Raw genomic sequence first — 24,119 nt, forward strand, 5'->3', positions numbered from 1 at the left:
GGTCTCCTGTCAGTTGAAGACGATGTTGGGGAAATAGAAGGACACCACCCAGTTGGGCTGGTCGACGATTTCGGAGATTCTGAGGTCGCCGGCCACCGAACACAGCATGTAGGCGTCGACGGCAGCCATGCCGGTACGCTTGGCCAGCAGCTCGACCATGTCGGCCACCGCGTGTCGGGCGGCTTCGAACAGATCACTGCCGATGCCGGTGGTCACCTCATAGCCGGCGACGTCGAGATGGCGCGTCACCGGTCCGGGCGTCGAGAAGCGCGGCGTGCGCAGATTGGCGCCCTTGATGAGATCGAAGGACAGCGTCACGTCCATGCGGCTCTCGATCGCCGTGCCGCACACCTCGCCGTCGCCCTGCGCGGCGTGGGTATCGCCCACCGAGAACAGCGCGCCGGCCACTTCCACCGGCAGATAGAGCGTGGTGCCCGCAGCCAGATCGCGAATGTCGAGATTGCCGCCGACGCGGCGCGGCGGCACCACCGAGTGCAATCCCGGCGCAGCCGGCGCCACGCCGATCGTGCCGGCGAAAGGCTTGAGCGGTACCTTGCCATGCGGCGACCAGGCGGCCGGCGCCAGCGACTTGTCATAGGACCAGAGCTTGAGCGCCGGTTCGGTGAACTGGTCGGCGAGCAGGCCGAAGCCGGGGATGTTGGCCGTCCAGCCGAAGCCGCAGGGATCAAACTCTTCGATATGCACCACCAGGGCGTCGCCGGGCTCGGCTCCGTCGATGTAGACAGGACCGGTCACCGGATTGATCTTGCCGAAGTCCATGGCCCCGATGTCGGCGACCACCGACGTCGGCGTCATCTGCCCACCCGAGCTATCCTGGCACTCGAAGGTCAGGCGCTCGCCCGGGGTGATGGTCTTGACCGGCGCAAAGGCGTTGTTCCAGCCGAAATGATGGTTCGAACGGTGAATGGTGTAGCTGCAGTCACGGCACATCGCCTTACACTCCCGATCGGCCCGGGCGCCCGATTGCGCTGCGTGGCAGTCCGCGCCGGAGAACGATCTCCTCGGCCATATCCTCGATGGTTCGCCGGCTCTCCATGGCCAGCGTGCGCAGGCGCTTGGTGGCCAGCGTCTCGTCGAGCCCCTCGGCCTGCATCAGGATGAGCGTCGCCCGCACCACCACCGAGCGCTTGGTGAGCCGATCCTTCAGGGTCAGGATCTCGATCGCGGCCCGGCGCTTGGCCTCGAAGGCATGCGAGGCGATCAGAAGCGCACTGTAGACGCCCGACGAATGGATCGGCTTCAGAAGATGGGCATCGGCACCCTGCGCCAGCGCCCAGCCGATGCGGCCCGGCGCTTCCGAGCCGATCAGTGCGATCAGCGGCATCGGCGCTTCGCCCGGTCCCCAAGGGAACTGACCGTCATGGCCCATGTCGGCATCGTAGATCACCACGTCCGCACCGGCGTCATCGGCCTGCAGATCCGGCCAGCGGCACGTCACCGTGAGGCCGAGGCGTTCGAGCTGGGCGACGACGGCGTCGGCCACCGCATGCGGCGGATGCAGCACCACGGCGCGCCAGCTGGCGAGTTGCAGGGGAGGGCGGTTGGCGAGCGCGTTGACCATCAGCGGACCACCTTCAAGTGAAAGGGTTGCGCCGGTTTTGCCGGCCCGGCGGCGCGCTCGGAAGCGTGCCGCACCAGATAGGGATCGGGTGCGATCGGCGTTTCGGCGCGATGCAGCACGGTAATGCCGCCATCGGCGCCGACACGGCCGAAATAGGGTCGCAAGTGACTATGCCCGGTCTTGGGATCGATGCAAATCGGGCCGTACAGACTCTTGAATACCGTCTGCGTGGCAAGCCGTCGCACTTCGTCCGGCTCAGCCGCGCCATCCGCCAGCGCAATGGCGCGAGCGAGAATATGCACCGCCGTATAGGGGCCGACGAAGCATTGCGACGGACGGCGGCAATATTGACTGGTTTCCGCCTGGAAGCTGTCCGTGGTGCCTTCCTCAACGCCGTTGAAATACACGGCCGTCGACAGCACTCCGGCTGCGTCCGGCCCGATGGCGTCGATGTCCGCTTCGGTGAGATTGCAGCTGACGATCGGCCTCACGTCCGGGGCAAAGTCCGGATTGCGACGGCCGAGCTCGGCATAGGCGCGGATGAAGGCATAGCTCGACGGGCCGATCAGGTTGGACAGCACGAAGTCCGGCCGCCGTTCCTCGACCGCCGCAATCAGGTGGTCCACGTCCGTGTCGCCGAGCGGCAGATAGCTCTCGCCTACCGGCTCGCTGCCGGCTGCCGCCACGATCTCGCGGGCGATCCGATTGATCTCCCAGCCCCAGATGTAGTTGGAACCGATGAGATAGGGCTGCAAGCCGAAGCGCGGCAGCACATAGTCGAACATCGGCACTATATGCTGGTTGGCGGTGGCGCCGAGATAGAGCACGTTGTCGGACGTTTCGTAGCCCTCATAGGGGAAGGCATACCAGAGCAGCGCGCCGGCCCGCTCCACCACCGGTAGAACCTCCTTGCGGCTCGAAGAGGTGATGGTGCCGATCAGATGGCTGCAGCCTTCGCCGCGCACCAGCTCCTGCGCCGCGCGGGCATAGAGGTCGAGCTGTCCTTCCGGGTCGCGCACATGCGGCACGAAGCGAAAGGCAAGGCTGTCGTCGGCATTGATTTCATCGATCGCCATCCGCGCGCCGGCCAGCGCCGTACGGCCGATCGCTTCGTAGGCACCGGCCTGCGAATAGATGATGCCGATCGGTATGTCCCTGCGCTGTCCCATACGTCCAATCCGCGGAATTCAGGCGAAAAAAAAGCCCCGCACCGCCTCCGGGGCGGCAACGAAGCTCGATTGCTTTTGGCCTCAAGTGCCTATGTCCCGGCGAACCTAAAGCCTCCCCGCCAAGGCCGTCAAGTCGTGTATGCGAATTTTTTAGGCATGCCTTGTATTTTCACACAAAGGTGGCAAGACTCGCGATGATTGCAAGAGCAGATTGTCGGGGTCGATCAGCCTGGCGCCTACCGCCAGGTTTGGCCCGCTGTCGAAGGCCTCGTGTCCAATACCTAGGAGAGGCGCACAAGGCGGTTTGGACATGTTGCGAGCGCAAGCCTTGCGCTAGGTGTACGGGGGCCGGTCGACTGGGGAGAGTCCACCGTAAATCGTCGCGTCAGGGGCCTTCCGCGTTCGTGCGCCTGGGCACCGCCGTCAAGCGACCCACCGGAGGAAACAACATGCTCGGCTTCAGGCTTGGTGATTTGGCCAAAGGCGCAGTGCGCGCGACTATGCTCCTGCTGGCGGCGACCCTGGGACTCCTAGCCGCGTCCCTCGCGCACGCCGCGACACCCGCTCCGGCGCTCAAGAAGCAGCTCGACACCTTTTTCAGCAATTTCTCGGAAGCGGATCTCAACAGCTTCACGGCGGGGCAGCTGAGCGACGACGCCATGCTGGCCTTTGCGCTCGACCATATATTGATCAACGCCCGCAAGGAGTTGAAGCTGACTGAGTCCGGCGAAACCGGGATCGCCGCCGCCGCGCTCGTCGACAAGGTCACGCTGCGCTACTTCGACCAGAAGATCGTGACCGGGCGCAAGGCCAGCTATCCGGTGGTCATTGCCGACGGCGAGGCTTACGTCTTTTCGCAAGTCAGCGGAATGGAGGAACTGGGCGGCGGTCTGTTCACCGCCTCGGGCGACATCTTTTCGGCCGGCTCCGGTGCCGTCATCGATCCGCATGCCAAGCCGGCGGATTGGGCCAAGGCGGGCGAGGATGTCGCCAAGGTTGCCGGCTTCACGGCCACCGTCAAGGCGATCGAGAAGCGCTTTGTCCTGATCGAATATCAGGTGACGCCGCAGCCGTGACGCACCCGCTCTGAAATGCACTTCGGCCGGACCCTGGAAAGGTCCGGCCGATTTGTTCGTCAGATCTACCGGATCAGGCCGCCTTGCTCATGGCCTTGATGTCCTCGTCGACGTCGCCGACCGGCATCAGGTTGAAGGTATCCACCAGCACCTTCAGCACGTTGGACGACACGAAGGCGGGCAGCTTCGGCCCGATGCGGATGTTCTTGACGCCGAGGTGCAAGAGCGCCAGCAGCACGCAGACCGCCTTCTGCTCGAACCACGAGAGCACGATGGAGAGCGGCAGGTCGTTGAGGCCGCAGTTGAAGGCGTCTGCCAGGGCCATCGCCACCTTGACGGCGGAGAAGCTGTCGTTGCACTGGCCCATGTCGAGCAGGCGCGGCAGGCCGGCGACGGTGCCGTAATCATGGCCGAGTACGCGATATTTGCCGCAGCCCAGCGTCAGGATCACCCAGTCCTTGGGGATCGTGGTGGCCAGATCGGTATAGTAGGACCGCTCGCCTTCCGAACCGTCGCAGCCGCCGATCAGGGCGAAGTGCTTGATCTCGCCGGACTTGACGGCATCGATCACCTTGTCGGCGACGCCGAGCACCGCGTCGTGGCCGAAGCCCACCAGGTGCTCGCCCGTCTTGGCGCTGTCGGTGAAGCCCGGAGCGGCGAGCGCCGAGGCGATCACGGCCGAGAAGTCGCGGCCTTCGATATGGCTGATGCCGGGCCAGCCCACGAGATTGCGGGTGAACAGGCGCCCCTCATAGGTCTCGAACGGGCTCATCAGGCAGTTGGTGGTCATCAGGATGGCGCCGGGGAAGTTGGGGAACTCCCGCTGCTGCAGCATCCAGGCGCCGCCGAAATGGCCGACCAGATGCTTGAACTTCTTGAGTTCGGGATAGCCATGCGCCGGCAGCATCTCGCCATGGGTGTAGATGTTGATGCCCTTGCCTTCGGTCTGTTCGAGCAGCGCCTTGAGGTCGACGAGGTCGTGGCCGGAGACGAGGATGGCCTTGCCCGGCACGTGGCCCATCAGGACCGGGGTCGGTTCCGGCTTGCCGAAGGTGTCCGTATGTGCCTTGTCCAGCAGGGCGAGAACGTTGACGGTGACTTCGCCGCACTTGAGATTGAGGCCGATCAGTTCGTTGATGTCGGAGACATTGGCGTCGAGCTTGGCCAGCGCTTCCACCGTGAAAGCGTCTACGACCGGGTCGGCGCGATGCATCTGGCGGGCATGATGGGCATAGGCGGCCATGCCCTTGAGGCCATAAAGCAGCAGTTCCTGCAGGCCCGTGACGTCCTCGCCAAGGGTCTCCTTGCGCGGCAGGATTTGCGACGGACCGGCCCAGGCGACCAGCGCGGCCTGATCGGCTTCAGCGGCGACACCGGCAGCGGCGGCACCGGTGGCGGCCACCACCTTGCGGATCTGTGCGACCACGGCGTCAGCGTCGAAGTTCACATTCGTGACAGTGACAAACAGGGCGTCTTCCAGGAGTTCGGCCAGTTCGGCCGGCCTTGCGGCGGCGTCGACGCCGGCATAGCGGCTGGCGAGGCGCTTGGCCGCGTGCACCAGCACGTCCTGCAGGTCGGCCACTTCCGGCGACTTGCCGCAAGCGCCCACCTTGACGCAGCCGGTTCCCCGCGAAGTCTGTTCACACTGGTAGCAAAACATCTGATTTCTCCGTCGTCAGGCCCCGTAGCCGGGCTCATGCGGCGGAGACTAGAAGCGAGGCGAAATCCGAACGTTGTCCGGGCACAAGGTTCAACGGAATTGTACCGCCGGGATCAGTTGTGGCGATTGCTTAGGCGCAGCCGCCAGGCGTAGATCGATTCCTCGAGACCGAAATCCAGCTGCCGCTGTGCGGCACCATCGGCAACCTCCTTCAGGTTTCGCAGCAGGACGGGCGCGATGCGGTCCGTGGCCATCGGCCGGCCGATCAGATAGCCCTGCAAGCCATCGCATCCCAGATTGGTGAAGAACTCGCGCTCGCCATCGGTCTCGATACCCTCGGCGATCACCACCATCCCCAGCGTATGCGACAGCGACACGATCGACCGGACGATCTCCTCCAGCTGCTGCGGATTGGACTGGACGCCCTTGGCAAAGGACTGGTCGATCTTCAGCACGTCGAAGCCGAACTTCCAAAGATAGCCGAGGCTGGAGTAGCCCGAACCGAAATCGTCGAGCGCAATGCGGATGCCCATGCTCTTGAGCGACTCCAGCTGGCTGATCACCGCGTCACTGTCGGCCAGCAGCACGCTCTCGGTCACCTCGAGCACGATGCGGATCGGCAGCACGCCAGTCTCGTCAATGGCCGCCTGGATGGTCTCCACGAGATTGCGCCCGTCGGAGCTGCGCGTCAGGAACTGTCCCGGCGACAGGTTGATGGCGATGGTGACAGGGGCCGGCCAGTTCTTGCCGATGCGCAAGGAGTTGCGGATCACCTGGGCGCCGATGTCGACGATCAGGCGCATGTCCTCGGCGATCGGGATGAACTCCGATGGCGGTATGTAGCTGCCGCCCGGCTCACGCAGGCGCAGCAACGCCTCCATTCCGACGATCCGCCGCGAGCCGATATCCAGCACCGGCTGGAAGTGCAGTTCGAAACTCTCGTCGGTCACCGCCTGCTGCAGGAGCTTTTCGATCCGCCGCCGCCGTGTCCGCTGGTCATGGATGGCCTCATCGAACTGGACCGCGCGGTTGCGGCCGGCATTCTTGGCCCGATAGAGCGCATCGTCGGCATCGACGATCATCTGCGGCAGCGTCTTGAAGCCCCTGCCATTGTCGGCGCAGCCGATGCTCGCCGAAAGGTCCAGCAGAATGCCGCGGTAACGCATGGGTTCGTGGATCAGGTCCACGATATCCCTGGCAATGTCGAGTGGCGTGGCGCCTCCGGTCTGGATGGCACCTGCCAGGATGAACTCATCGCCGCCAAAGCGGCCAACGGTCATGCCCTGACCGGCAAAGGTGGTGAGGCGACGGCCGATCTCGACGATCACTTCGTCGCCGGCGGCATGTCCGAAGTCGTCGTTGATGTCCTTGAAGTGATCGATGTCGATCAGGGCGACGAAACTGGTTTCGGCCTTGGCAAGGCGTTCGCCCGCCAGCTCCATGAATCGCCCGCGATTGGCGACGCCCGAGAGCGTGTCGATATAGGCCATTTCGGTGACGCGCGCGAACATCTGGTCGCGCTCGCGGGCTCGCATCTGCGCTTGCGTCTTGATCAGCATCAGCGCCAGCGCCACGATGAGCGAGGCGATCGAGGTGCCGAGCAGAATATGGTGTCCGAGCAATTCGGCCGCGGCCAGGTCCGGTTCCACCACCTTGGTGACTTCCATCACCGCCCGCACGTCGTTGAGCTTCCAGTCCTTCTTGGGCGAGTTGACGTCCGTGTCGTGGCAGGAGACGCAAGCCTCCGACACCAGCCGGTCGGCGACGGCAACGCGCAAGACCCGCTTGCCGTGGATCACGTCCCTGCGCTGCACCACCGCAAAGGGATCGGACTGGAACGTCACCCAGGCCGAGGACTGGAAATCATCCATCTTGCGGGTCGCACGCGACGGCCACGGGTAGGGGCTATAGAGCTCGACCCGCGTGTCGGCCGACTTCATGAGGTCACCGAGGTCCAGCGTCATGGTGGCCGGCAGCGGAATGTGATTGGGATTGTTGCGCCAGTCCCAGTCTGCCGTGATCGGCCCGCCAGCCTTGCGAATGCGCGCCACCACATTTTCGGAATAGTACTTGCGCGTCAGCTTGACCTGATCGGCCACCTGCAGGTTCGAACGCTCGACCGCCTGAAGCGTGGTCTTCTCGAGCATATCGGGCAGCAGGAGTGCCAGGATCAGGTTGCCCAGCAGCAGGATCAGCAGCGTTCCGATCACGAACTGGCTGGACAGCATGTCCACCGACGCCGCGGAATCCGGCTGTGACTTGGGCTTGCTCACCCATCTTCCCGTGATGACTCCGTCTCGCGACAGGTCACATTCCGTGATGTCTGCTCCGATATCCTGCATAGCCTTCGCTGACGTCTTCTTGTGTCAGGCTACGGATATGGAAATGGAAATAATTTGAGGTGAACGGATGTCGTCACGATACATATTGCGATTGCTATTTGAGGTCATGCTTTCGAAAAGGCAAACGCGGGAGGCAATAATCCGGTGCTGCAACAGCCTGCAGCTGACTTGTGTTCGGCCTTCGCGCCGCCTTGCGTGGCGCTGAAGAGCCTTGCACCAGGAGCGCCCGATTTCAGGCGCCGCCGATCAAACCATTTGCGCCGGCATCTTCCTTGAGGTCGACGCCGGTCAGCCCAAGATGCAGTGCCTGCCGCACCAGCCAGGCGATCTTGTCGGCGGCGGCCTCGTGGCTGAGACCGTCGGCATGAATATTCGACACGCAGTTCCGCTCGCTGTCGCGCCGCCCCACTTCCGGGGCAAAGGTGATATAGGCCCCGAGGCTGTCCGGTACGCTGAGGCCCGGTCGTTCGCCGATCAGCACCACCACGATGCGTGCGCCAAGCGCCGCGCCCGCCTCGTCGCCAAAGGCAACACGGGCCTGTTCTCCAAGCACGATCGGAGCAATTTGAAGGTCGCCGAGGCGCTTGAGGCACGCCTTGAGAACGCCTTCGGCCTGCTTGTCCACCGCCGCGGCCGACAGTCCGTCGGCAATCACGAAGGCCACGTCATGGGCGCCGGCCTCGATCGTGGCGAGATCGTCGGGATGCACGCGCCGACCGAGGTCGGGACGGGTCAGATAGGTGGACCGATCGCGCGCCCGCGATCGGACGTGCAGTACACCGAGCGGTGCCAGACGCTTGCGCAGGGCGGCGAAGTCCGCTTGCCCATGCACCGCGTCACGGGCCCGCGCATGCGACAGCTGGAAGTCGAGCACAGCCCGGGTCGGCAAGCCGTCGCCCACGCGTCCGAGGCCGATGCGGGCCCGCGTCACAGCGCGAAAGCGGGCGAAGGGATCGAAATCGACGGCGTTGCTCATGCGGAGGCCCTGTAGTCCAGGAGTTTGCGGGAAAAGCCGGCGCCATGCGAGGTCGGGGCAAGGCGCCCCTTGCCGTCCAGCATGTCCATGCGCTTCAGCCAGGCTTCAAATTCGGGGGCGGGTGGTCGGTTGAAGTGGTGACGCAGGCTGACGATGTCGTGATAGGCAAGGCTCTGGTAGTTGAGCATCACGTCGTCGGCGCCCGGCACGGCGATCAGGAAGTTGACGCCGGCGTTGCCCAGCAGGAACATCAGCGTGTCCATGTCGTCCTGGTCGGCCTCGGCGTGATTGGTGTAGCAGACGTCGACGCCCATCGGCACGCCCAGCAGCTTGCCGCAGAAGTGATCCTCAAGGCCAGCCCGGATGATCTGCTTGGAATCATAGAGATATTCCGGGCCGATGAAGCCGACCACGGTGTTGACCAGAAGCGGCTTTAAATGGCGCGCCACCGCATAGGCGCGCGCTTCGATCGTCTGTTCGTCGACGCCGTGATGGGCATCCGCCGACAGGGCCGAACCCTGGCCGGTCTCCAGATACATCACATTGTTGCCGACCGTGCCGCGATTGAGCGACAGCGCCGCCTGCCGACCCTCGTCGAGTACGGCAAGGTCGACGCCGAAGCCGCGGTTGGCCGCTTCCGTGCCGGCAATCGACTGAAACACCAGATCGAGCGGCGCCCCCGCCTCGATGGCCTTGATCGACGTGGTCACATGGGTGAGCACGCAGGACTGCGTCGGAATGTCGAAGCGCTGGCGCAGGCGATCGAACAGCTCCATCAACCGCATGCAGGCTTCGAGATTGTCCGTGGCCGGGTTGATGCCGATCACCGCGTCGCCGACGCCATAGAGCAGGCCGTCCAGTGTCGAGCCGGCGACGCCCTCGGGATCGTCGGTGGGGTGGTTGGGCTGCAGCCGGCTCGACAGCCGGCCGGGCAGGCCGATGGTCGACCGGAAGCCTGTGACCACGCGGCACTTGGAAGCCACGGCAATCAGGTCGTGATTGCGCATGATCTTGGAGACGGCAGCCACCATCTCCGGCGTCAGCCCCGGGGCAAGGGCCGTCAGCACTTCCGGCGTCGCTTCGTAGGACAGCAGCCAGTCGCGGAAGGCGCCCACCGTCATGTGCGCCACCGGCGCAAAGGCGGCGGCGTCGTGACTGTCGACGATCAGGCGCGTCACCTCGTCCTGCTCATAGGGGATCAGCAGATCTTCAAGAAAGGTCTTGAGCGGGATGTCGGCCAGAACATAGCGCGCCGCCACCCGCCGCTCGTTGGTCTCCGCGCCGATGCCAGCCAGCATGTCGCCGGACTTGGGAGGAGAGGCGGCCGCCATCACCGCCTTGAGATCGGCGAAGACGTGACGCTCCTGGCTGAGAAGGATCGAATAACTGGACATGAAACACTAAATAGGCCGTGCCCACAATTCATCCAAGCCGGTTTTCTGGGCAATGATGCCGATGTCTTTGGCATTGTCCCCGCTGATCGGCAATGATGCCGGAAATGTCGGGGCGATGGCGCGAGAATGCAGTGAATTCGTCGGATATGTCGCGCTGGACCGGTCCGATGGGCTCTGCAGCGTGCCGATCTGCTCAAACTATGTTCACCGGAATGTCCGTCCCCGTTCACTTGCTGCCCGTCACCGGGCGCAGGCGCATGGTCGCCATCAGTCCCTGCGGGGTGGCGTCGCCGAGAATGAGCTCGCCACCATGGGCATGGCAGACGTCGCGGGCAATGGTGAGGCCCAGGCCGAAGCCGGTATTGGATGCCGAGGTGCGCGCGCTGTCACCGCGCTCGAAGGGTTCCATCAGGCGGGCGCGCTGCTCGGCGGGAATGCCGGGCCCGTTGTCTTCGACAACGATGTTCACTTCGCCCGCTCGCGGCGCTTCGAGGCGGATTGTCACCACGGTGCCATGGCGGATGCCATTGTCCACCAGATTGGTCACGGCGCGCTGCAGGTCGCGCAGGCGCACCTTCGCCGGCAGCTTCTCCGGCCCCTCGTAGCTCACGGCATATCCGCAGTCGGCAAACTGATCGGCGATGGTCTGCAGCAGTGACGGCAGGTCGGCCCGGGCGAAGGGTTCGGTGCTGCTGGCACCGCTCAGATGCGTCAGCGCCGCCTGCACCAGGGCTGCCATGTGGTCGAGATCGGCGAGCATGGGCTCGCGAATGCTGTCGTCCTCGATGAACTCGGCGCGGAGCCGTAGCCGGGTGATCGGTGTCCTGAGGTCATGGCTGACCGCCGCCAGCATTTGCGTCTTCTCGCCCATCAGCTTGCCGATACGGCCGCGCATGCGGTTGAAGGCGGCGATGGCGGCGCGGATCTCGCGTGGTCCGTCCTCGCGGATGTCGGCGCCGCTCTGCAGGTCGCGAATGCCCTCGATCACCGACACGAAGCGCCGGAGCGGTCCGGTGATCACGATGATTGCCCAGCCGACCACGAAGGTGGTGGCGATCACCAGAAAGCCCAGCGTGATGGTGGTCGGTCCCAGGAAGGGTTCGCGCAGGCCATGCGGAAAGTCGATGGTCAGAAGACTGCCGTCGGGCAGGGCGGCAATCATGTGCCGCGCCGGCTTCACGCCGGCGGGGGCGTTGACGCCATAGAGCCTGATGTCGGGGCCGAGGACGCGCTGCAGCGGGTAACCGTCGATCGGCGTTGCGTCCGCCGGCAGCGGGCCGCTGGCGCTGGCGATCGCAGGGACCACGTCGTTGATCTGGTCCAGAAGGTGCGCCCGTTCTTCCGGAGGTGCGGCGACATAGAGATGCACCAGCGCCGCCACCTGACCGTCGATTTCCGCCGGAGACAGTGGCATCGTGCCGTGCGCGTCATCCCACAGGAAGAACAGCGTCAGCGCCGTGTGCAGCAGGATGATGGCCAACACGAGAAGGGAAATGACCTGGCCGGCAACAGTATCGGAAACCAGGCGCAATCCCTTGATGATCATGTCAGCTCGACCTCAGGCGTGAACAGGTAGCCTTCCGAACGGATGGTCCGTATGAACTCCGTCTTGCCATCGTCCACGTCAAGCTTGCGGCGCAGGCGGCTCACAAGAATGTCGATGCTGCGCTCGAATGGCGCAGCAACGCGCCCCTGCGTCAGGTCGAGCAACTGGTCGCGGCTGAGCGTCAGGCCCGGCCGTTCGGCAAAGGTGACGAGCAGATCGAACTCGGCGCCGGTCAGCGTCACCTGCGTTGCGGCGGGCGAGGTGAGGCTGCGCGCCTTGAGATCCACCGTCCAGCCGGCGAAGGACAGCGTCGTCGCGTCGACCTTGCTGACCCGCAACGCGTTGACCGTGCTGCGGCGCAGGATGGCGCGGATGCGGGCCAAAAGTTCGCGGGCACTGAAGGGCTTGGCCAGATAGTCGTCAGCTCCGATCTCGAGGCCCACCACCCGGTCGATCTCCTCGCCGCGCGCCGACACGATGATGATGGGAATGGTCGACGACGACCGCAGCCGCCGGCAGATGCTGAGTCCGTCTTCGCCCGGGAGCATGATGTCGAGCACAATCAGGTCAATGCGCGAGGTGGACAGGATCTTGTCCATCTCGCGTCCTTCGCGCGCCACCGAGACGCGGCAATCATTGGCCCGGAGATAGCGGGCGACCAGACTGTTGATGTCGTTATCGTCTTCGACAAGGAGGATATGAGGCTGCATGTGACCAAGTGCGGCTGGAACTGTTGACGCAGGAATATCACCGCTTCCCGGGCCGCCAACATCTAAATTGTATCCGACTGTTTCCAGATGGGAGGCTTGAAATGTCGCGATACCCTTGAGTTTATCACGGTTACCATCTGTTAACCTTCGGGGCGCTTGCTGGGCTCATGTATCGAGTAGCGAAGTAAAATCACAAGTGAGGCAGGCATAAATGACCTCGATATCCTCTACCACATCATCCCACAGTCACAAATCGCCCCGCGATTTGCTTCAGACCACACTTCAATCCCAGATCAAGTCGGGCACGATCAGCTCCACCGATGAAACGGCCCTGTCCTCGGCGCTGGACACCATCGACAGCGCGCTGAAGAGCAGCGCCTCGTCGAACTCCGGCAGCGCTCCTCCGTCTCCCGACGAGATGCAATCCAAGATCAGCGGCCTGATCCAGCAGCAAGTCGATGCCGGCAGCCTGACCTCCGACCAGGCCAAGGAACTGTCGTCCGTCTTCTCCAGTGCCTTCTCCGGCAAGACGGATGGCACTCAGTCCGCCGGCGCCATGCCGCCGCCCCCGCCGGGACCTCCGCCGTCGGACAGCGACGGAGACAGTGACGGTTCGACTGCGTCGACCACATCGACCACGTCCTCCACCTCCGGATCGACGACCAACCTGGGCGATCTTCTCAAGCAGCTGCAGGAAGCCCTGAGCTCCGGCTCGTCCTATGGCGCCAGCGGCGCGTCGGCCTCGTCCTATACGCAAGGCTACGTGCTCAATCACTTGGCCTGATCGGCCTTTAGGCCAAAGTCCAGCAAACGCCGCTTCGGTCCCCAGTGCCGAGGCGGCGTTTTTGTCTGGCTGCACATCGGGGGCGTTCGGTCGAACGTCAGCCAAGCCAAAAAAAAATCCTGGCACGCAGCCCGGCGTCCTGAATTTGGCCATTGATTTCAGATGGAAAGACGGCCTCTATGGGATCCGTGCTCCGCGTCATCGCGAGGCATCGGCAAGCCCGCACGGCGAGGCTCGCCGAAACAGGAGGAATGTCTGATGTCACGCCCCGCAGCCGGATGGACCGAGGCCCTGCCGACCGATCGCCTGATCGCCGAGTTGGCTCTCTGGTCGGCTGATCTGATCAACCTTGGCAGCGATATTGCCCGCGCCGAATCCCACGCCGACCTGCTGCACATCGACGTCTCCGACGGTCATTTCTCGCCGTCGCTGCTGTTCTTTCCCGATCTGGTGGCGCGCATCCGCTCGGTCACGGCCTGTCCGATCCACGTCCACCTGATGGTCACCGAATCGGCGTTGATCCCCCAGATCAACCAGTTCGCCGAGGCTGGTGCCGACGTCATCTCCATCCACGCAGAGAACACCATGGTCGCCGATGGCGCCCTCGGTCGCATCCGCGAACTCGGCCTGATCCCCGGCATCGTGCTGAAGGCCGATACGCCTGTCGCCAAGATCGTGCGCCATCTGCCGCGCGTCGGCTTCGTCACGCTGATGGGCACCACGGCCGGCCTCAAGGGCGAGCCCCTGTCGCCGCACGCCGCCCTCCGCCTCACCGAAGCGCGCACCTATATCAAGGCGGCCCGCGTTGATCACCGCATCGTGCTGCTGGCCGACGGCGGCATCGACGAGGCCTCGATCAAGCCGCTGCGCAAGGCGGGCGCCGATGCCATGGTCGTCGGCAGCCTCGCCTTCGATGCGCCTGACCTCGGCGAGCGTCTGGCCTGGATCAAGGGCCACTGATCAGCGGCCGGCTACCAGCCATTGCGGATTGAACCAGCGATCCGCATCGCCGTCATAGGGCAGGCGGTTGATGTCCCAATGCCGGATGAACCTGGCATAGACATCCCACACCGCCGGCCCGCCGCCCACGTAGACAACGCGGTCGGCAAACTGGCTCAACACCCATTCCGGGTCCATGTGCGAGCGGATGACGAACAGCGTCCGGTCGCCCCGCGCAAAGTCGGGAATGGCGCCGATGGTCTTCGGCCCGGCAATCAGCACATGGCCGCGCGTGATGTCGAAGAAGCGTTCGACGTCCGCCACAAACTCGCGGCCAGTGTTGCCTTCCCATGGCAACACGCCATGCAATCCCAATTGTCCCCTTGCGCCGATGGCGCAGATGGATCTGACGTCTGCCAATTGGACCTCCAAGTCCCTGCCTGCCCGAGTGTACCACCGGAGCCACAAGCCGCCGCTCGTCCATCAGGCTGATGTGACCTGATCGGCGTGAGCCCGGGCTTGGCCGTCTGATTCTCCTCCATCATATCCGGCGCACGGCCGCCGGACACTATCTGGAGGACAGGGGTGCAGTACCCCGCAAGTTGTTGAGAACAGGGGCATTGGCAAGACATTTCTTGAGCATGCCCATACCAAAGCTTGTGTTTCACACGGAACTTTAGCAAGTTTCTCCCCTTGGGGCGGGGAAAACGAATGCGTGGATTTGCGACGACACTGTGGGCAGCTCTTCTGTGTGGTGCGACCGGGGCACATGCCGGCGGCTTTGACACCGGACAGCAGAACATCGATCTGCTGTTTGACGAAAGCGACTATGTCTTCAACCAGACCAACACCGTCGTCGGCGGGCGCTTCCACTATTCGAGCTTCAAGCCAGCTGCACCATCCGCCGGCGGAGGCTCCGGCACAGGGCACATTTCGCTTTACGTGCCGCGCGTCGACATGAAGATCGGCCACGGTCCGGTGGATTGCCTTGGCACCTACACCCAGCCGTTCAAGTCGTCGATGCAGCATGACTATGACTGGATGGGAAGCTTTACGACCGTCGACAAGAGCCTGACCGTCGACGAGGTCTCCCTGACCTGTTCCTATGCCCTTTCAATGGGCGCGGGCGCGTTTCGCCTCATCGGGGGCATGAACTACGACTGGGGTGCCTACGACCAGACCCGAAATCCCGACTTCGCGCAGATCAACCCGATTCTGACCAAGCTTGACGTCTCCGCGTCCGGGGCCGGCTGGCGCGGCGGCGTGGCTTACGAGCTTCCCGATACGGCCTTCCGCGCGTCGCTGATGTATTATTCCGACGTCTCGCTCGATGCCACCGGAACGGTCACCAATCTTTGGACCGGCTTTGGCTTTGTGCCGTCAGTCAACGTGAAGGCGGATCGGGTCTACCTGCCACAGGCCGTCGAGCTGCGCGCGCAGACCGGCATTGCCCAGGGCTGGCTGTTGTCTGGCGCGGTGAAGTGGCAGGACTGGAGCACCTGGCAAGACATCGGCATCACCGCAACGCCCTCCGGCACGCCCCTCACCACGCTCCACCAGCGTTTCCGCGACAGCTGGACGGTCAACCTCGGCCTCGCCCACAAGTTCACCGACGATCTCTCCGGTGGCGTCGGCCTCACCTGGAACCAGGGCGTCTCCACCGGCTACAACGAATTTCCCGACACCTGGACCCTGACCACCGGGCTGAAATACGCCCTGTCCAAGAACATCGACCTCACCGTCGGCGTCGGCGCCACGCTGCTCACCGCCGGATCCATGACGGCCATCGATCCGAAAAAGGACTATTCGGCCAGCTGGGACAATAACTACCTCCTGTCGGCCCAGGTCGGGCTGAAGGCGCACTTCTGAGGGCGGGGGGGCGTCCCGCGCTTCCCGCCGCACTCAAGTGCGGGTTCCGCTGAATACTGCCTGCATTTACCAAGTCTTGCAGCTTTCAGTTTATGTGTTGGTGCGCCTTCGCTCCGTAAGAGGCCCCAATGAATACTGCAGAAGTCGCACTGGAGCCTTCGACTCCCATTGCCGTTCAGCCAGCGACCGCGCCATCAGGCGCGTCCACCGGCCGTCTCGATCGCCGCTATGTGACAGCTTATCTCGTCATCCTCATTCTGGCGGCAATCCTGCGGGTGACCCGCATGGTGATCACGTCGGACGATACATTTTATCCCGACGAAGTCTTTCAGTTGCTGGAACAGGCGCACCGTTTCGCGTTCGGCTACGGTTTCGTCCCCTGGGAGTTCCAGATCGGTCTGCGCAGCTGGCTGCTGCCCGGCATGCTCGGGCTCATCCTCAAGGGGCTCGACTATCTTCACTTGGGCACGCCCGAGGTCTATGTCCCCGTCGTGGGCTTTCTGTCCTTCGCCTTCTCGATGACGCTGGTGGAAGCGGCGCGCCGCACGGCAGACCGCCTGGGTGGGCCTCTGGCCGGATTGTTCGCGGCCTTTTCGGTCGCCTTCTACACGGCAAGCGCCGCGGCGGCCCTGAAGATGACGCCGGAAGTCATGGCCGGATATGCGCTGGCCTGGGCGCTCTGCTTCTCTCTCGGTTCAGGTAGCCGGTCCGCCTGGCTTGCCGGCGTGATGATCGGCCTCACCGCCGGTTTGCGCGTCCATTACGCGCCGGCTCTCGTCGGATTGGTCATCACCGCCTACCTCTACCGCAACCGCAATGTCGGCGAGACTCTCAGGCTGATCGTGGCAGCTGCTGCGACCTTTCTTGCCTTCGGCATCCTCGACTGGATCACCTGGGGGCTACCGTTCCAGTCCTATATCTTCGCTGTCTGGGCCAATGTCGGCAAGGGCGTAGCTGCGTCCATCAGCGTCCAGCCCTGGAGCGACTATCTGACCACCTTCGGCTTCGGTTCGCTTGCCCTGATCCTGGCGGCTTTCGATTTCCGGCGCACCTGGCCTGCGCTTCTGGTGGCACTGCTGATCCTGCTGCCGCACACCCTCCTTGCCCACAAGGAGCCTCGCTTCGTGTTCGGCATGCACGAACCGACGCTGGTCGCCTTGGCGGTCTTCGTGGCCGGTCGTGCCACCGCGCCCAGACCGTCCCGCTTGCCGCTGGTCGCCGTCGCTCTGTGCATCGTCATCTACGCAATCCGTGGTCTCGTGGTGATGGCGCTCGATCCCCCCTATCACGCGGTACTGGGCCGGGACATCGGTGCCGCCGTTGCCGAGGTGCGCCGCCAGCCGTCGCCGGCCGGCCTGTCGGTCTTAACCGTGCACTGGGGATGGTTCCCCGGCTATTATCGCCTGCACATGCCCATCCCCGTCACCTTCCACAAGAAGCCGCTGACATCTGTGGATCAGGTCGATCCGGGGATCGATTACGTGGTCGTCGACTTCCGCAATCCGGTTCCGGCAGGCTTCACCTTCATGAACACCTACGGCACGGTCAGCCTCTGGCGCGTGGATCATCCCAGGCAGGCCTTGGCTTCCGGTCCCTCGACGGCTATCCCCTTGGACTTCTCGTGGGACCGTGGCTTGCATGAGGTCTGGCAGGACTGAGGTGTGGCCGCGATCGAGGGCAGCCAGCCCATGCAAACGCAGTCAGTGAGGACAGGCGCTTGACCCTTCGTGCCGACCAACTCCCATCTCCGGCTGGCCGGCACATGTGGCTCGCGCTTGGCGCCGTCTACGCTCTGGCCGTCGCCCTGCGGCTCCTCCGCGCCGGCTTGCCGGACGACAGCTTCTATCCCGACGACATCTATCAGATGCTCGAACAGGCGCACCGCCTGGTCTTCGGCTACGGCTACCAGCCTTGGGAGTTCCAGGTCGGCATCCGCTCCTGGCTGCTGCCCGGTCTGATGGGCGGTGTGCTCAAGGGGCTCGCGGCCCTGGGCTTTGACCGGCCGGAGCTCTACGGCCCCGCCGTCACCGGGCTTGCGATCCTGCTCTCGCTCACCCTGATCGAGGCGAGCCGCCGCGCCGCCCGCAGGCTCGGCGGCGAGCGTGCCGGGCTGATCGCTGCCCTGGCCGTCGCGGTCTATACCCCATGCATCGCCGCCGCACAGAAGATCACGCCGGAGATTGTCGCCGGCTACGCCTTCGCCGCCGCATTGGCCGCCAGCCTGGGGGCTGATCGCCGCTCCGCCCTGTGGTCCGGACTGCTGGCCGGCATCGTCGCCGGCTTGCGCATCCACTATGGCCCGGCGCTCGTGGTTCTCGCGGCAATCGCCTGGCTGCGACGTGACCGCCGCTGGCCCGATCTTGCGGTCTTTCTCGCCGCCGGGGCCTTCGCCTTCTCCATCTTTGGCGTCGTCGACTGGCTGACCTGGGGCGCGCCCTTCCTTTCCTACGTCAATGGCGTCAGGGCCAACATCGGTCACGACGTCGCCGCCTTCTTCGGCGTGATGCCGGTGTACTTCTATCTGCAGGTCTTCGCTGTCGGGGCCATCCTCGCGCTATTCGCGGCGCTTGACTGGCGGCGCACCGGTTGGCTGTTGGTCCCCGTGCTGGTGATCGTCGCGGTTCATTCGCTGATCGGCCACAAGGAACCGCGTTTCATCTTCGCCATCCACGGCCCCATCATGGCCGCTCTCGGGGTGTTTCTCGCCGGTCGCCTGCAGCATCCGCTGATCATGTCAAAACAGCATGATCGAAAGGCGGCTGCTCAAGCCATTGAACCTGGAGCGATTTCCAGTCGACCTGATGATGCCGTCAGGTCGGAAAGCGCTCTGGACAAGGGGCGTGAAGGTCGCCTCCTGGCTGGCGTCGTCATCGCCCTGCTGGTTGCCACCAGCCTCAAGAGCTTCGTGCTGCTCTGGCGCGATCCGGGCAACACCGCTTCCATCTCCAGCGATTACCGCACGGCCGTCCTGGCACTGCGCCGCGAACCGGACGTCCGCGCGGTGGCAAGCTATGGCATTGATTATTTCTGGTTCCCCGGCTGCTATTGGCTGCATGAGGACGTGCCGGTGCAGTTCGTCCGTCGCCTGCCTGCATCCTCGGCGGAGATCCCGGCCGGCATCTCGCATGTCTTCCTGCCCGTCGGCGCCCCGCCGCTTCCAGGCTTCAGCCCGGTTGGCACCTATGGTCTTGTCGAACTGCGCCATCGCGACGAAATCGATCCCGCCGCCCCGCTGCCGCCGATCGACCGCAGCTTGCCGCTCACCTTCTCCTGGGACAAGGGCATCCACGACGCCTGGTGGGATTGATCCGCTCCGGCCTTCCTCACGCCCCTTGCGCGGCGATCAGAGCCTTGGCCGTCTCCGCATCGGTCGCCACCGCGTTGATCAGACCGCCGCCGACGGCGGCGCGGATCGCTTCGGCCTTGAGCGGTGACACGGCCGCGGCGATCCTGAGCGGCACGCGGGCAAGGCCCTCAAGCGAAATCGACATGGTGCGGGAATCGAACTCGGTGCCGACGGGCTGGCCGTGGCTGCCGAAGAAGCGGGCGCAGATGGTGCCCACCGCGCCATGCGCGCGGATCTCCTCCAGCTTGGCCGACTCGATGAAGCCCTCGCGGAACACCGTGGCATTGGCCGAGATGGCGCCGACGCCGACGATGGCGACCGCCATGCGGTCCATCATGTTGAACACGCCCTTCACGGTGCCGGTGTCGTGCAGCACGCGCGCCGTGGCGTCCTCCTCGACGATGGCCGGCACCGGCAGTTGCCAGGCGCGCGCGCCGAGGCCCGAGGCCATGCGGCGGCAGACGTCCGAGGAATGGCTGAAATGTTCCGGCGCGCCCACGCCACCCACCAGCGCCACCACGTCGATGTCGGCCGCCGATACCTTGCGCGTCGCCGCGGCGATGGCGGCCACCGTGGCGCCGTCGGAGACACCAAGCACGTCACCGGGCTTCAGCACATCCTCGAGAATGCGGGCGACCGCCTTGCCGAGCGTGTCCACCGCATGCAGCGGGTTGGGCCGGTCTTCCACCACCACGGCCAGCTTCAGTCCCATGTGCAGCTTGAGCCGCCGTTCGAGCAGCTGATCGCGGAAGGCCTTGGGTGCCACCTGGATTTCGACGAAGCCCATGTCCAGCGCCGACTTCAGCGCCCGGCTCACCGTCGCTTCGGATATCTCCAGCATGCGGGCGATCTCGGTCTGGGGCAGCCGCTGCTCATATCGGAGACGGGCAATCTGCACGATCATGTCTTCGCTGCGGCGCGGGCGGGGCATACTGGATTACCGTTCCGTCAATCGGGAATAACTCGGACAGGTGTATCAGAGCGGGCAGGGCGCCGGCCAGATAAATTTGCAATAAATTTCAAAAATGCCATGTGAAAAAGGGCCGACCTTGCGGTCGACCCTTGAAGCAGGAGAGGTGCTGTCCGCCCTCAGGCAGCGAGGCGCTTGGCCACCAGCTTGCGCAGCTCGCCGAGATCCTTGGCAAACAGGCGGATGCCCTCGGCCAGCTTCTCGGTCGACATCGGGTTCTGGTTCATCGCCCAGCGGAAGGCCTTCTCGTCCATCGGCAGCTTGGCCGGACGATCGGTCAGCGCATCCGGCGAAAGCGCGCGGGCGAGCGTGCCTTCATCGGCGGACAGCTGGTCGAGCAGGGCCGGCGACACCGTCAGGCGATCGCAGCCGGCCAGCGCTTCCACTTCCGCAGCCGAGCGGAAGGAGGCGGCCATCACCACGGTCGAGATGCCATGCGTCTTGTAATAATTGTAGATGTTGCGCACCGAGACCACGCCAGGATCTTCCTCGGCGGTGAAGGTGCGGCCTTCGGCCTTCACATACCAGTCGAGGATGCGCCCGACGAAGGGCGAGATCAGGAAGCTCTTCGCATCGGCGCAGGCGACGGCCTGGGCGATGTCGAAGATCAGCGTCATGTTGGTGTCGATGCCTTCCTTCTGCAGGATCTCGGAGGCGCGAATGCCTTCCCAGGTGGCGGCCACCTTGATCAGGATGCGATCGCGCTCGATGCCGTTGGCCTTGTAGGCGGCGATGACGGCCCGCGCCTTCTCGACGGTGGCGGCGGTATCGAAGGAGAGGTCAGCGTCGACTTCGGTCGACACGCGGCCCGGCACCAGCTTGGCAAGTTCGGTACCGACGGCAACGGCCAGGCGATCGCCGATCGCCTTGACGATGGCGTCCTGCGAGCCCGCCTGCGTGCGGCCCCAGGCCACGGCATCGGACAGCACCTGCTCATAGGCCGGCAGCCCGATGGCCTTCAGCACCAGCGTCGGATTGGTGGTGCAATCCACCGGCTTGAACTTCTTGATCGCGTCGATGTCGCCCGTGTCGGCCACGACGACCGTCATGTTACGCAACTGATCCAGTTTGGAAACCATCACACCACTCCGTAAGTCCAGGGGCTTCCTCCGCCCAGCCTGGCCGCTTGTCTCGCTTGTGCCGCAGCCTATGCCCCAAACATAGTGAGACCTTCGGCTAAATGCAAGAAATATCTATTTTGCAAGATATTGCATTAAACGGAGGGGAATACCGTCCCCGGATCCCGTCTCGCTTTGTCCCAATCGGCACCTCGGCTGCACCTTAAGGTTAACAAGATCTTATTGATGCAAATTGAAATATATCATGTCAGGGAAATCACGTGCATTTGGTCAGCGGGGCGGGCTCCATGAAGACGCATTGTCGATTGTCGGTGGCTTTCCTGGCGTGGGGTGCCCTCACGGTTTCTGTGGCGCACGCGGATTATCTCGTCGACAACGCCGGCGACCCGCTGATGACGGGCCTCTCCATTCCGGCCGACGCGGCGACGCGGGGCATGTGGTCAGCGGTCAAGCCCTGGCCGCTCATCGGTCTGCATGCGGCGCTGATGCCCTCAGGCGTGGTGATGACCTTTGGCAGCCCGCTCGGCAATGGCGTGCAGGACGGCCGCACCTTCGATATCTGGGATCCCGCCAAGGGCTTCGACGGCACCGCTCACTACACGCTGCCCCAGGCTCAGCAGGTCGACGCCTTCTGCAGCGCCGGCACCTTTCTCAAGACCGGCGCCATGTTGATCTCGGGTGGCTCGTCCGGCGCCAGCGGCTACTCCTCCAACGCCAGCACCCTGTTCGATCCGTCGACGCACACGGCAAGCAATGCCGTAGCCGCGCTGAACCTGCCCCGCTGGTACGGCACCATGATCACCGTTCCCGACGGACGGGCGCTGATGCTTGGCGGCGCCAAGCCCTACGTTGTCGACGCCTACAAGGATCCTGCGGCGGCGATCGCCAACAACAATGTGTCGATGACGCCCGAGATCTTCGCGCCCGAAACCGGCTGGACCTTGCTGTCCGGAGCGACCAGCCGCACCGCCTTCGGCCCCGATGACAACAGGTGGTGGTACCCCCACGCCTGGGTGGCACCATCCGGCAGCGTCTTCGGCATTTCGGCAAATCGTCTCTGGTCGCTCGATGTGGCCGGCAATGGGGCGATCAGGGATCTCGGTACCTTCAAGGGGGCTCCGGGCAACGGCTCCACCACCCCCAATGTTGGCGCAACCTCGACCGCCGTCATGTATGCGCCGGGCAAGATTCTGCAGGTGGGGGGCAACGGTGTTGCCAACCAGCAACCCACCGCGTCCAGCAACCAGGCCACCGTCATCGACATCAACGGCACCCAGCCGTCCGTCCGCGATACCGCGCCCATGACCTATCCCCGGCAGTGGGCCAGTTCCATTGTCACCCCCGACGGCAAGGTCGTGGTGACCGGCGGTTCGAAGTTCGCCGACGACGCCGGCACCAGTGCCGTCTACCCGGCTGAGATCTGGTCACCGGCGACGGGACGCTGGACGGTTGCCGCCAAGGCCGCCGTCTATCGCGGCTATCACTCGACAACCTTGCTCCTGCCCGATGGTGCAATCCTGTCCACCGGCGGCGGCGTGCCGGGCCCGGTCAACAACTTCAATGCCGAAGTCTTCTATCCGCCCTATCTGTTCCAGTCTTCGGGCGGACGATCGGTCCTCGCGGCCAGGCCCGCCATCTACAGCCTCAATTCCAACAAGCAGGATTACGGTGCCGGCATCACCATTCGCCTGACCAGGTCGGCGAGTCTTTCCAAGGTGGTGTTGATCGGCGCTTCCTCGAGCACTCATTCGTTCAACTCGACCCAGCGCTATCTGGAGCTTCCCTTCACCGTCTCCGGCACCACCATCACGGCCCGTAGCCCCTCGAGCCGCAATCTCGCACCTCCAGGCTACTATCTGCTCTACGTGATGGACGCCAAGGGTGTGCCCTCGCGCGGTGTCCTCATCTCGCTGGGCAGCGAGTGGACCGCGCCGCCCGTGCAGCCGGCGCAACCGAAACTGACCGTGGACGCGTCCGTCAGTCTCGCCCCGGTCAACTTCCCGGGCTATCTGGTGCGCCACAAGAACTATGTCGCCACCATCGACCAAGTGTCTCAGACCTCCGACGCTCTCGCCAAGCTGGATTCGGCCTTCACGGTGCGGACCGGCCTTGCAGACGCAGCCTGCTACTCCTTCGAAAGCCGCAATTTTCCTGGCTACTTCCTGAAGGCTGACAACGGCGCCGTCGGCCTCAAGATCCGCAACAACGCCGACGCTGCTTATGCCGGAGCGGCGACCTTCTGCGCCCGCAAGGGCATGAACGGCACGGGCTACTCCTTCGAAAGCCGCGCCTATCCGGGGCAGTTCCTGCGGCACCAGAATTATGTCCTGCAACTGCAGACCTTCGACGGCACGCCCCTCTTCAAGGACGACTCCAGCTTCTCCGTCGTTCCCGCTTTGCTGTGAGCCGCCAAGCCCATGAAAAAGGCCCGCGTCGGTGTGTCCGGCGATTTCATCGGACACATTTGGTGAGGCGGACGTCAATGACGCGGTGAAGCGGTGGCAGCCGGGCGCAGGTGCTTTGGCAACTTCCGAAACGACCGCGCTCATGAAACGATGTGGATCGACGTCGATATTTTTGCGTATGCCGGTTTACAAGCCAGCGCTCAATCACCCAATTGGGCGATGTGGAAATCGCCAAGTGACCATAAGGAACCCGTAATGCCGGCGGTCTTGGG

General features: G+C 64.2%; 19 protein-coding genes. 7 read left to right on the forward strand and 12 right to left on the reverse strand.

All coding sequences use genetic code 11. From position 1 onward, the window contains the following. Positions 1–9 precede the first annotated feature (9 nt). The 3 genes from L2I41_RS04240 to L2I41_RS04250 are packed head-to-tail and all read right to left on the reverse strand — an operon-like array spanning position 10 to position 2,751. Positions 10–951: an acetamidase/formamidase family protein gene (locus L2I41_RS04240; RefSeq protein ID WP_237152264.1), complete on the reverse strand. Its 942-nt coding sequence runs from the start codon at positions 949–951 to the stop codon at positions 10–12. A gap of 4 nt (positions 952–955) precedes the next feature. After that, positions 956–1,582, reverse strand: coding sequence for an ANTAR domain-containing response regulator (locus L2I41_RS04245; RefSeq protein ID WP_237152265.1), 627 nt, complete (start codon positions 1,580–1,582; stop codon positions 956–958). Next, entirely contained in the window at positions 1,582–2,751 is a 1,170-nt protein-coding gene (locus tag L2I41_RS04250) for a transporter substrate-binding protein (protein ID WP_237152266.1), read from the reverse strand. Before L2I41_RS04250 ends, L2I41_RS04245 begins: the two co-directional genes overlap by 1 nt. A gap of 449 nt (positions 2,752–3,200) precedes the next feature. Between L2I41_RS04250 and L2I41_RS04255 the strand changes: the two genes are divergently transcribed. Continuing rightward, the gene (locus tag L2I41_RS04255; protein ID WP_237152267.1) at positions 3,201–3,827 is read left to right on the forward strand and encodes a hypothetical protein; all 627 of its coding nucleotides are present in this window, start codon (positions 3,201–3,203) and stop codon (positions 3,825–3,827) included. A 73-nt stretch (positions 3,828–3,900) separates the two neighbouring features. Here the strand turns inward: L2I41_RS04255 and hcp are convergent, their stop codons facing one another. The 6 genes from hcp to L2I41_RS04285 form a co-directional block, all read right to left on the reverse strand. After that, positions 3,901–5,487: a hydroxylamine reductase gene (gene hcp, locus L2I41_RS04260; protein ID WP_237152268.1), complete on the reverse strand. Its 1,587-nt coding sequence runs from the start codon at positions 5,485–5,487 to the stop codon at positions 3,901–3,903. Positions 5,488–5,600: 113 nt separating this feature from the next. After that, positions 5,601–7,760 (reverse strand): EAL domain-containing protein, encoded by a 2,160-nt coding sequence (locus tag L2I41_RS04265; RefSeq protein ID WP_237152269.1) that lies wholly within the window; start codon positions 7,758–7,760, stop codon positions 5,601–5,603. Between the two features lie 301 nt (positions 7,761–8,061). Then, positions 8,062–8,805 carry an ethanolamine ammonia-lyase subunit EutC gene (gene eutC, locus L2I41_RS04270; protein WP_237152270.1) on the reverse strand — a complete coding sequence of 248 codons (744 nt, stop codon included), beginning with the start codon at positions 8,803–8,805 and terminating at the stop codon, positions 8,062–8,064. Next, entirely contained in the window at positions 8,802–10,199 is a 1,398-nt protein-coding gene (locus tag L2I41_RS04275) for an ethanolamine ammonia-lyase subunit EutB (protein ID WP_237152271.1), read from the reverse strand. The genes eutC and L2I41_RS04275 overlap by 4 nt, the downstream gene beginning before the upstream one ends. A gap of 226 nt (positions 10,200–10,425) precedes the next feature. Further along, complete coding sequence (locus tag L2I41_RS04280) at positions 10,426–11,745, reverse strand: ATP-binding protein (RefSeq protein WP_237152272.1); 1,320 nt, start codon at positions 11,743–11,745, stop codon at positions 10,426–10,428. After that, entirely contained in the window at positions 11,742–12,455 is a 714-nt protein-coding gene (locus L2I41_RS04285; protein ID WP_237152273.1) for a response regulator, read from the reverse strand. The genes L2I41_RS04280 and L2I41_RS04285 overlap by 4 nt, the downstream gene beginning before the upstream one ends. Before the next feature lie 265 nt (positions 12,456–12,720). Between L2I41_RS04285 and L2I41_RS04290 the strand changes: the two genes are divergently transcribed. Then, positions 12,721–13,239 carry a hypothetical protein gene (locus tag L2I41_RS04290; protein ID WP_313791128.1) on the forward strand — a complete coding sequence of 173 codons (519 nt, stop codon included), beginning with the start codon at positions 12,721–12,723 and terminating at the stop codon, positions 13,237–13,239. Between the two features lie 258 nt (positions 13,240–13,497). Next, the gene (locus L2I41_RS04295) at positions 13,498–14,199 is read left to right on the forward strand and encodes a ribulose-phosphate 3-epimerase (protein WP_237152275.1); all 702 of its coding nucleotides are present in this window, start codon (positions 13,498–13,500) and stop codon (positions 14,197–14,199) included. On the opposite strand, the gene L2I41_RS04300 is transcribed toward L2I41_RS04295, so the two are convergent. Further along, entirely contained in the window at positions 14,200–14,598 is a 399-nt protein-coding gene (locus tag L2I41_RS04300; RefSeq protein WP_237152276.1) for a diacylglycerol kinase, read from the reverse strand. 291 nt (positions 14,599–14,889) lie between these two features. Between L2I41_RS04300 and L2I41_RS04305 the strand changes: the two genes are divergently transcribed. The 3 genes from L2I41_RS04305 to L2I41_RS04315 all read left to right on the forward strand — a co-directional run bounded on the left by L2I41_RS04305 (position 14,890) and on the right by L2I41_RS04315 (position 19,354). After that, a complete protein-coding gene (locus L2I41_RS04305; protein WP_237152277.1) occupies positions 14,890–16,047 on the forward strand; it encodes an OmpP1/FadL family transporter in 1,158 nt (385 codons plus the stop codon). A 128-nt stretch (positions 16,048–16,175) separates the two neighbouring features. Next, positions 16,176–17,705 (forward strand): glycosyltransferase family protein, encoded by a 1,530-nt coding sequence (locus tag L2I41_RS04310; protein ID WP_237152278.1) that lies wholly within the window; start codon positions 16,176–16,178, stop codon positions 17,703–17,705. Positions 17,706–17,764: 59 nt separating this feature from the next. Then, positions 17,765–19,354 (forward strand): glycosyltransferase family protein, encoded by a 1,590-nt coding sequence (locus tag L2I41_RS04315; RefSeq protein ID WP_237152279.1) that lies wholly within the window; start codon positions 17,765–17,767, stop codon positions 19,352–19,354. Between the two features lie 16 nt (positions 19,355–19,370). On the opposite strand, the gene L2I41_RS04320 is transcribed toward L2I41_RS04315, so the two are convergent. Together L2I41_RS04320 and tal are read right to left on the reverse strand one after the other, a co-directional pair. Beyond that, a complete protein-coding gene (locus L2I41_RS04320; protein WP_237152280.1) occupies positions 19,371–20,324 on the reverse strand; it encodes a sugar-binding transcriptional regulator in 954 nt (317 codons plus the stop codon). A 158-nt stretch (positions 20,325–20,482) separates the two neighbouring features. After that, a complete protein-coding gene (gene tal, locus L2I41_RS04325; RefSeq protein ID WP_237152281.1) occupies positions 20,483–21,442 on the reverse strand; it encodes a transaldolase in 960 nt (319 codons plus the stop codon). A 287-nt stretch (positions 21,443–21,729) separates the two neighbouring features. Between tal and L2I41_RS04330 the strand changes: the two genes are divergently transcribed. Next, positions 21,730–23,847, forward strand: coding sequence for an AbfB domain-containing protein (locus tag L2I41_RS04330; RefSeq protein WP_237152282.1), 2,118 nt, complete (start codon positions 21,730–21,732; stop codon positions 23,845–23,847). Positions 23,848–24,119 lie beyond the last annotated feature (272 nt).

It is taken from the genome of Oryzibacter oryziterrae, from assembly GCF_021864535.1.
Lineage (GTDB): Bacteria > Pseudomonadota > Alphaproteobacteria > Rhizobiales > Pleomorphomonadaceae > Pleomorphomonas > Pleomorphomonas oryziterrae.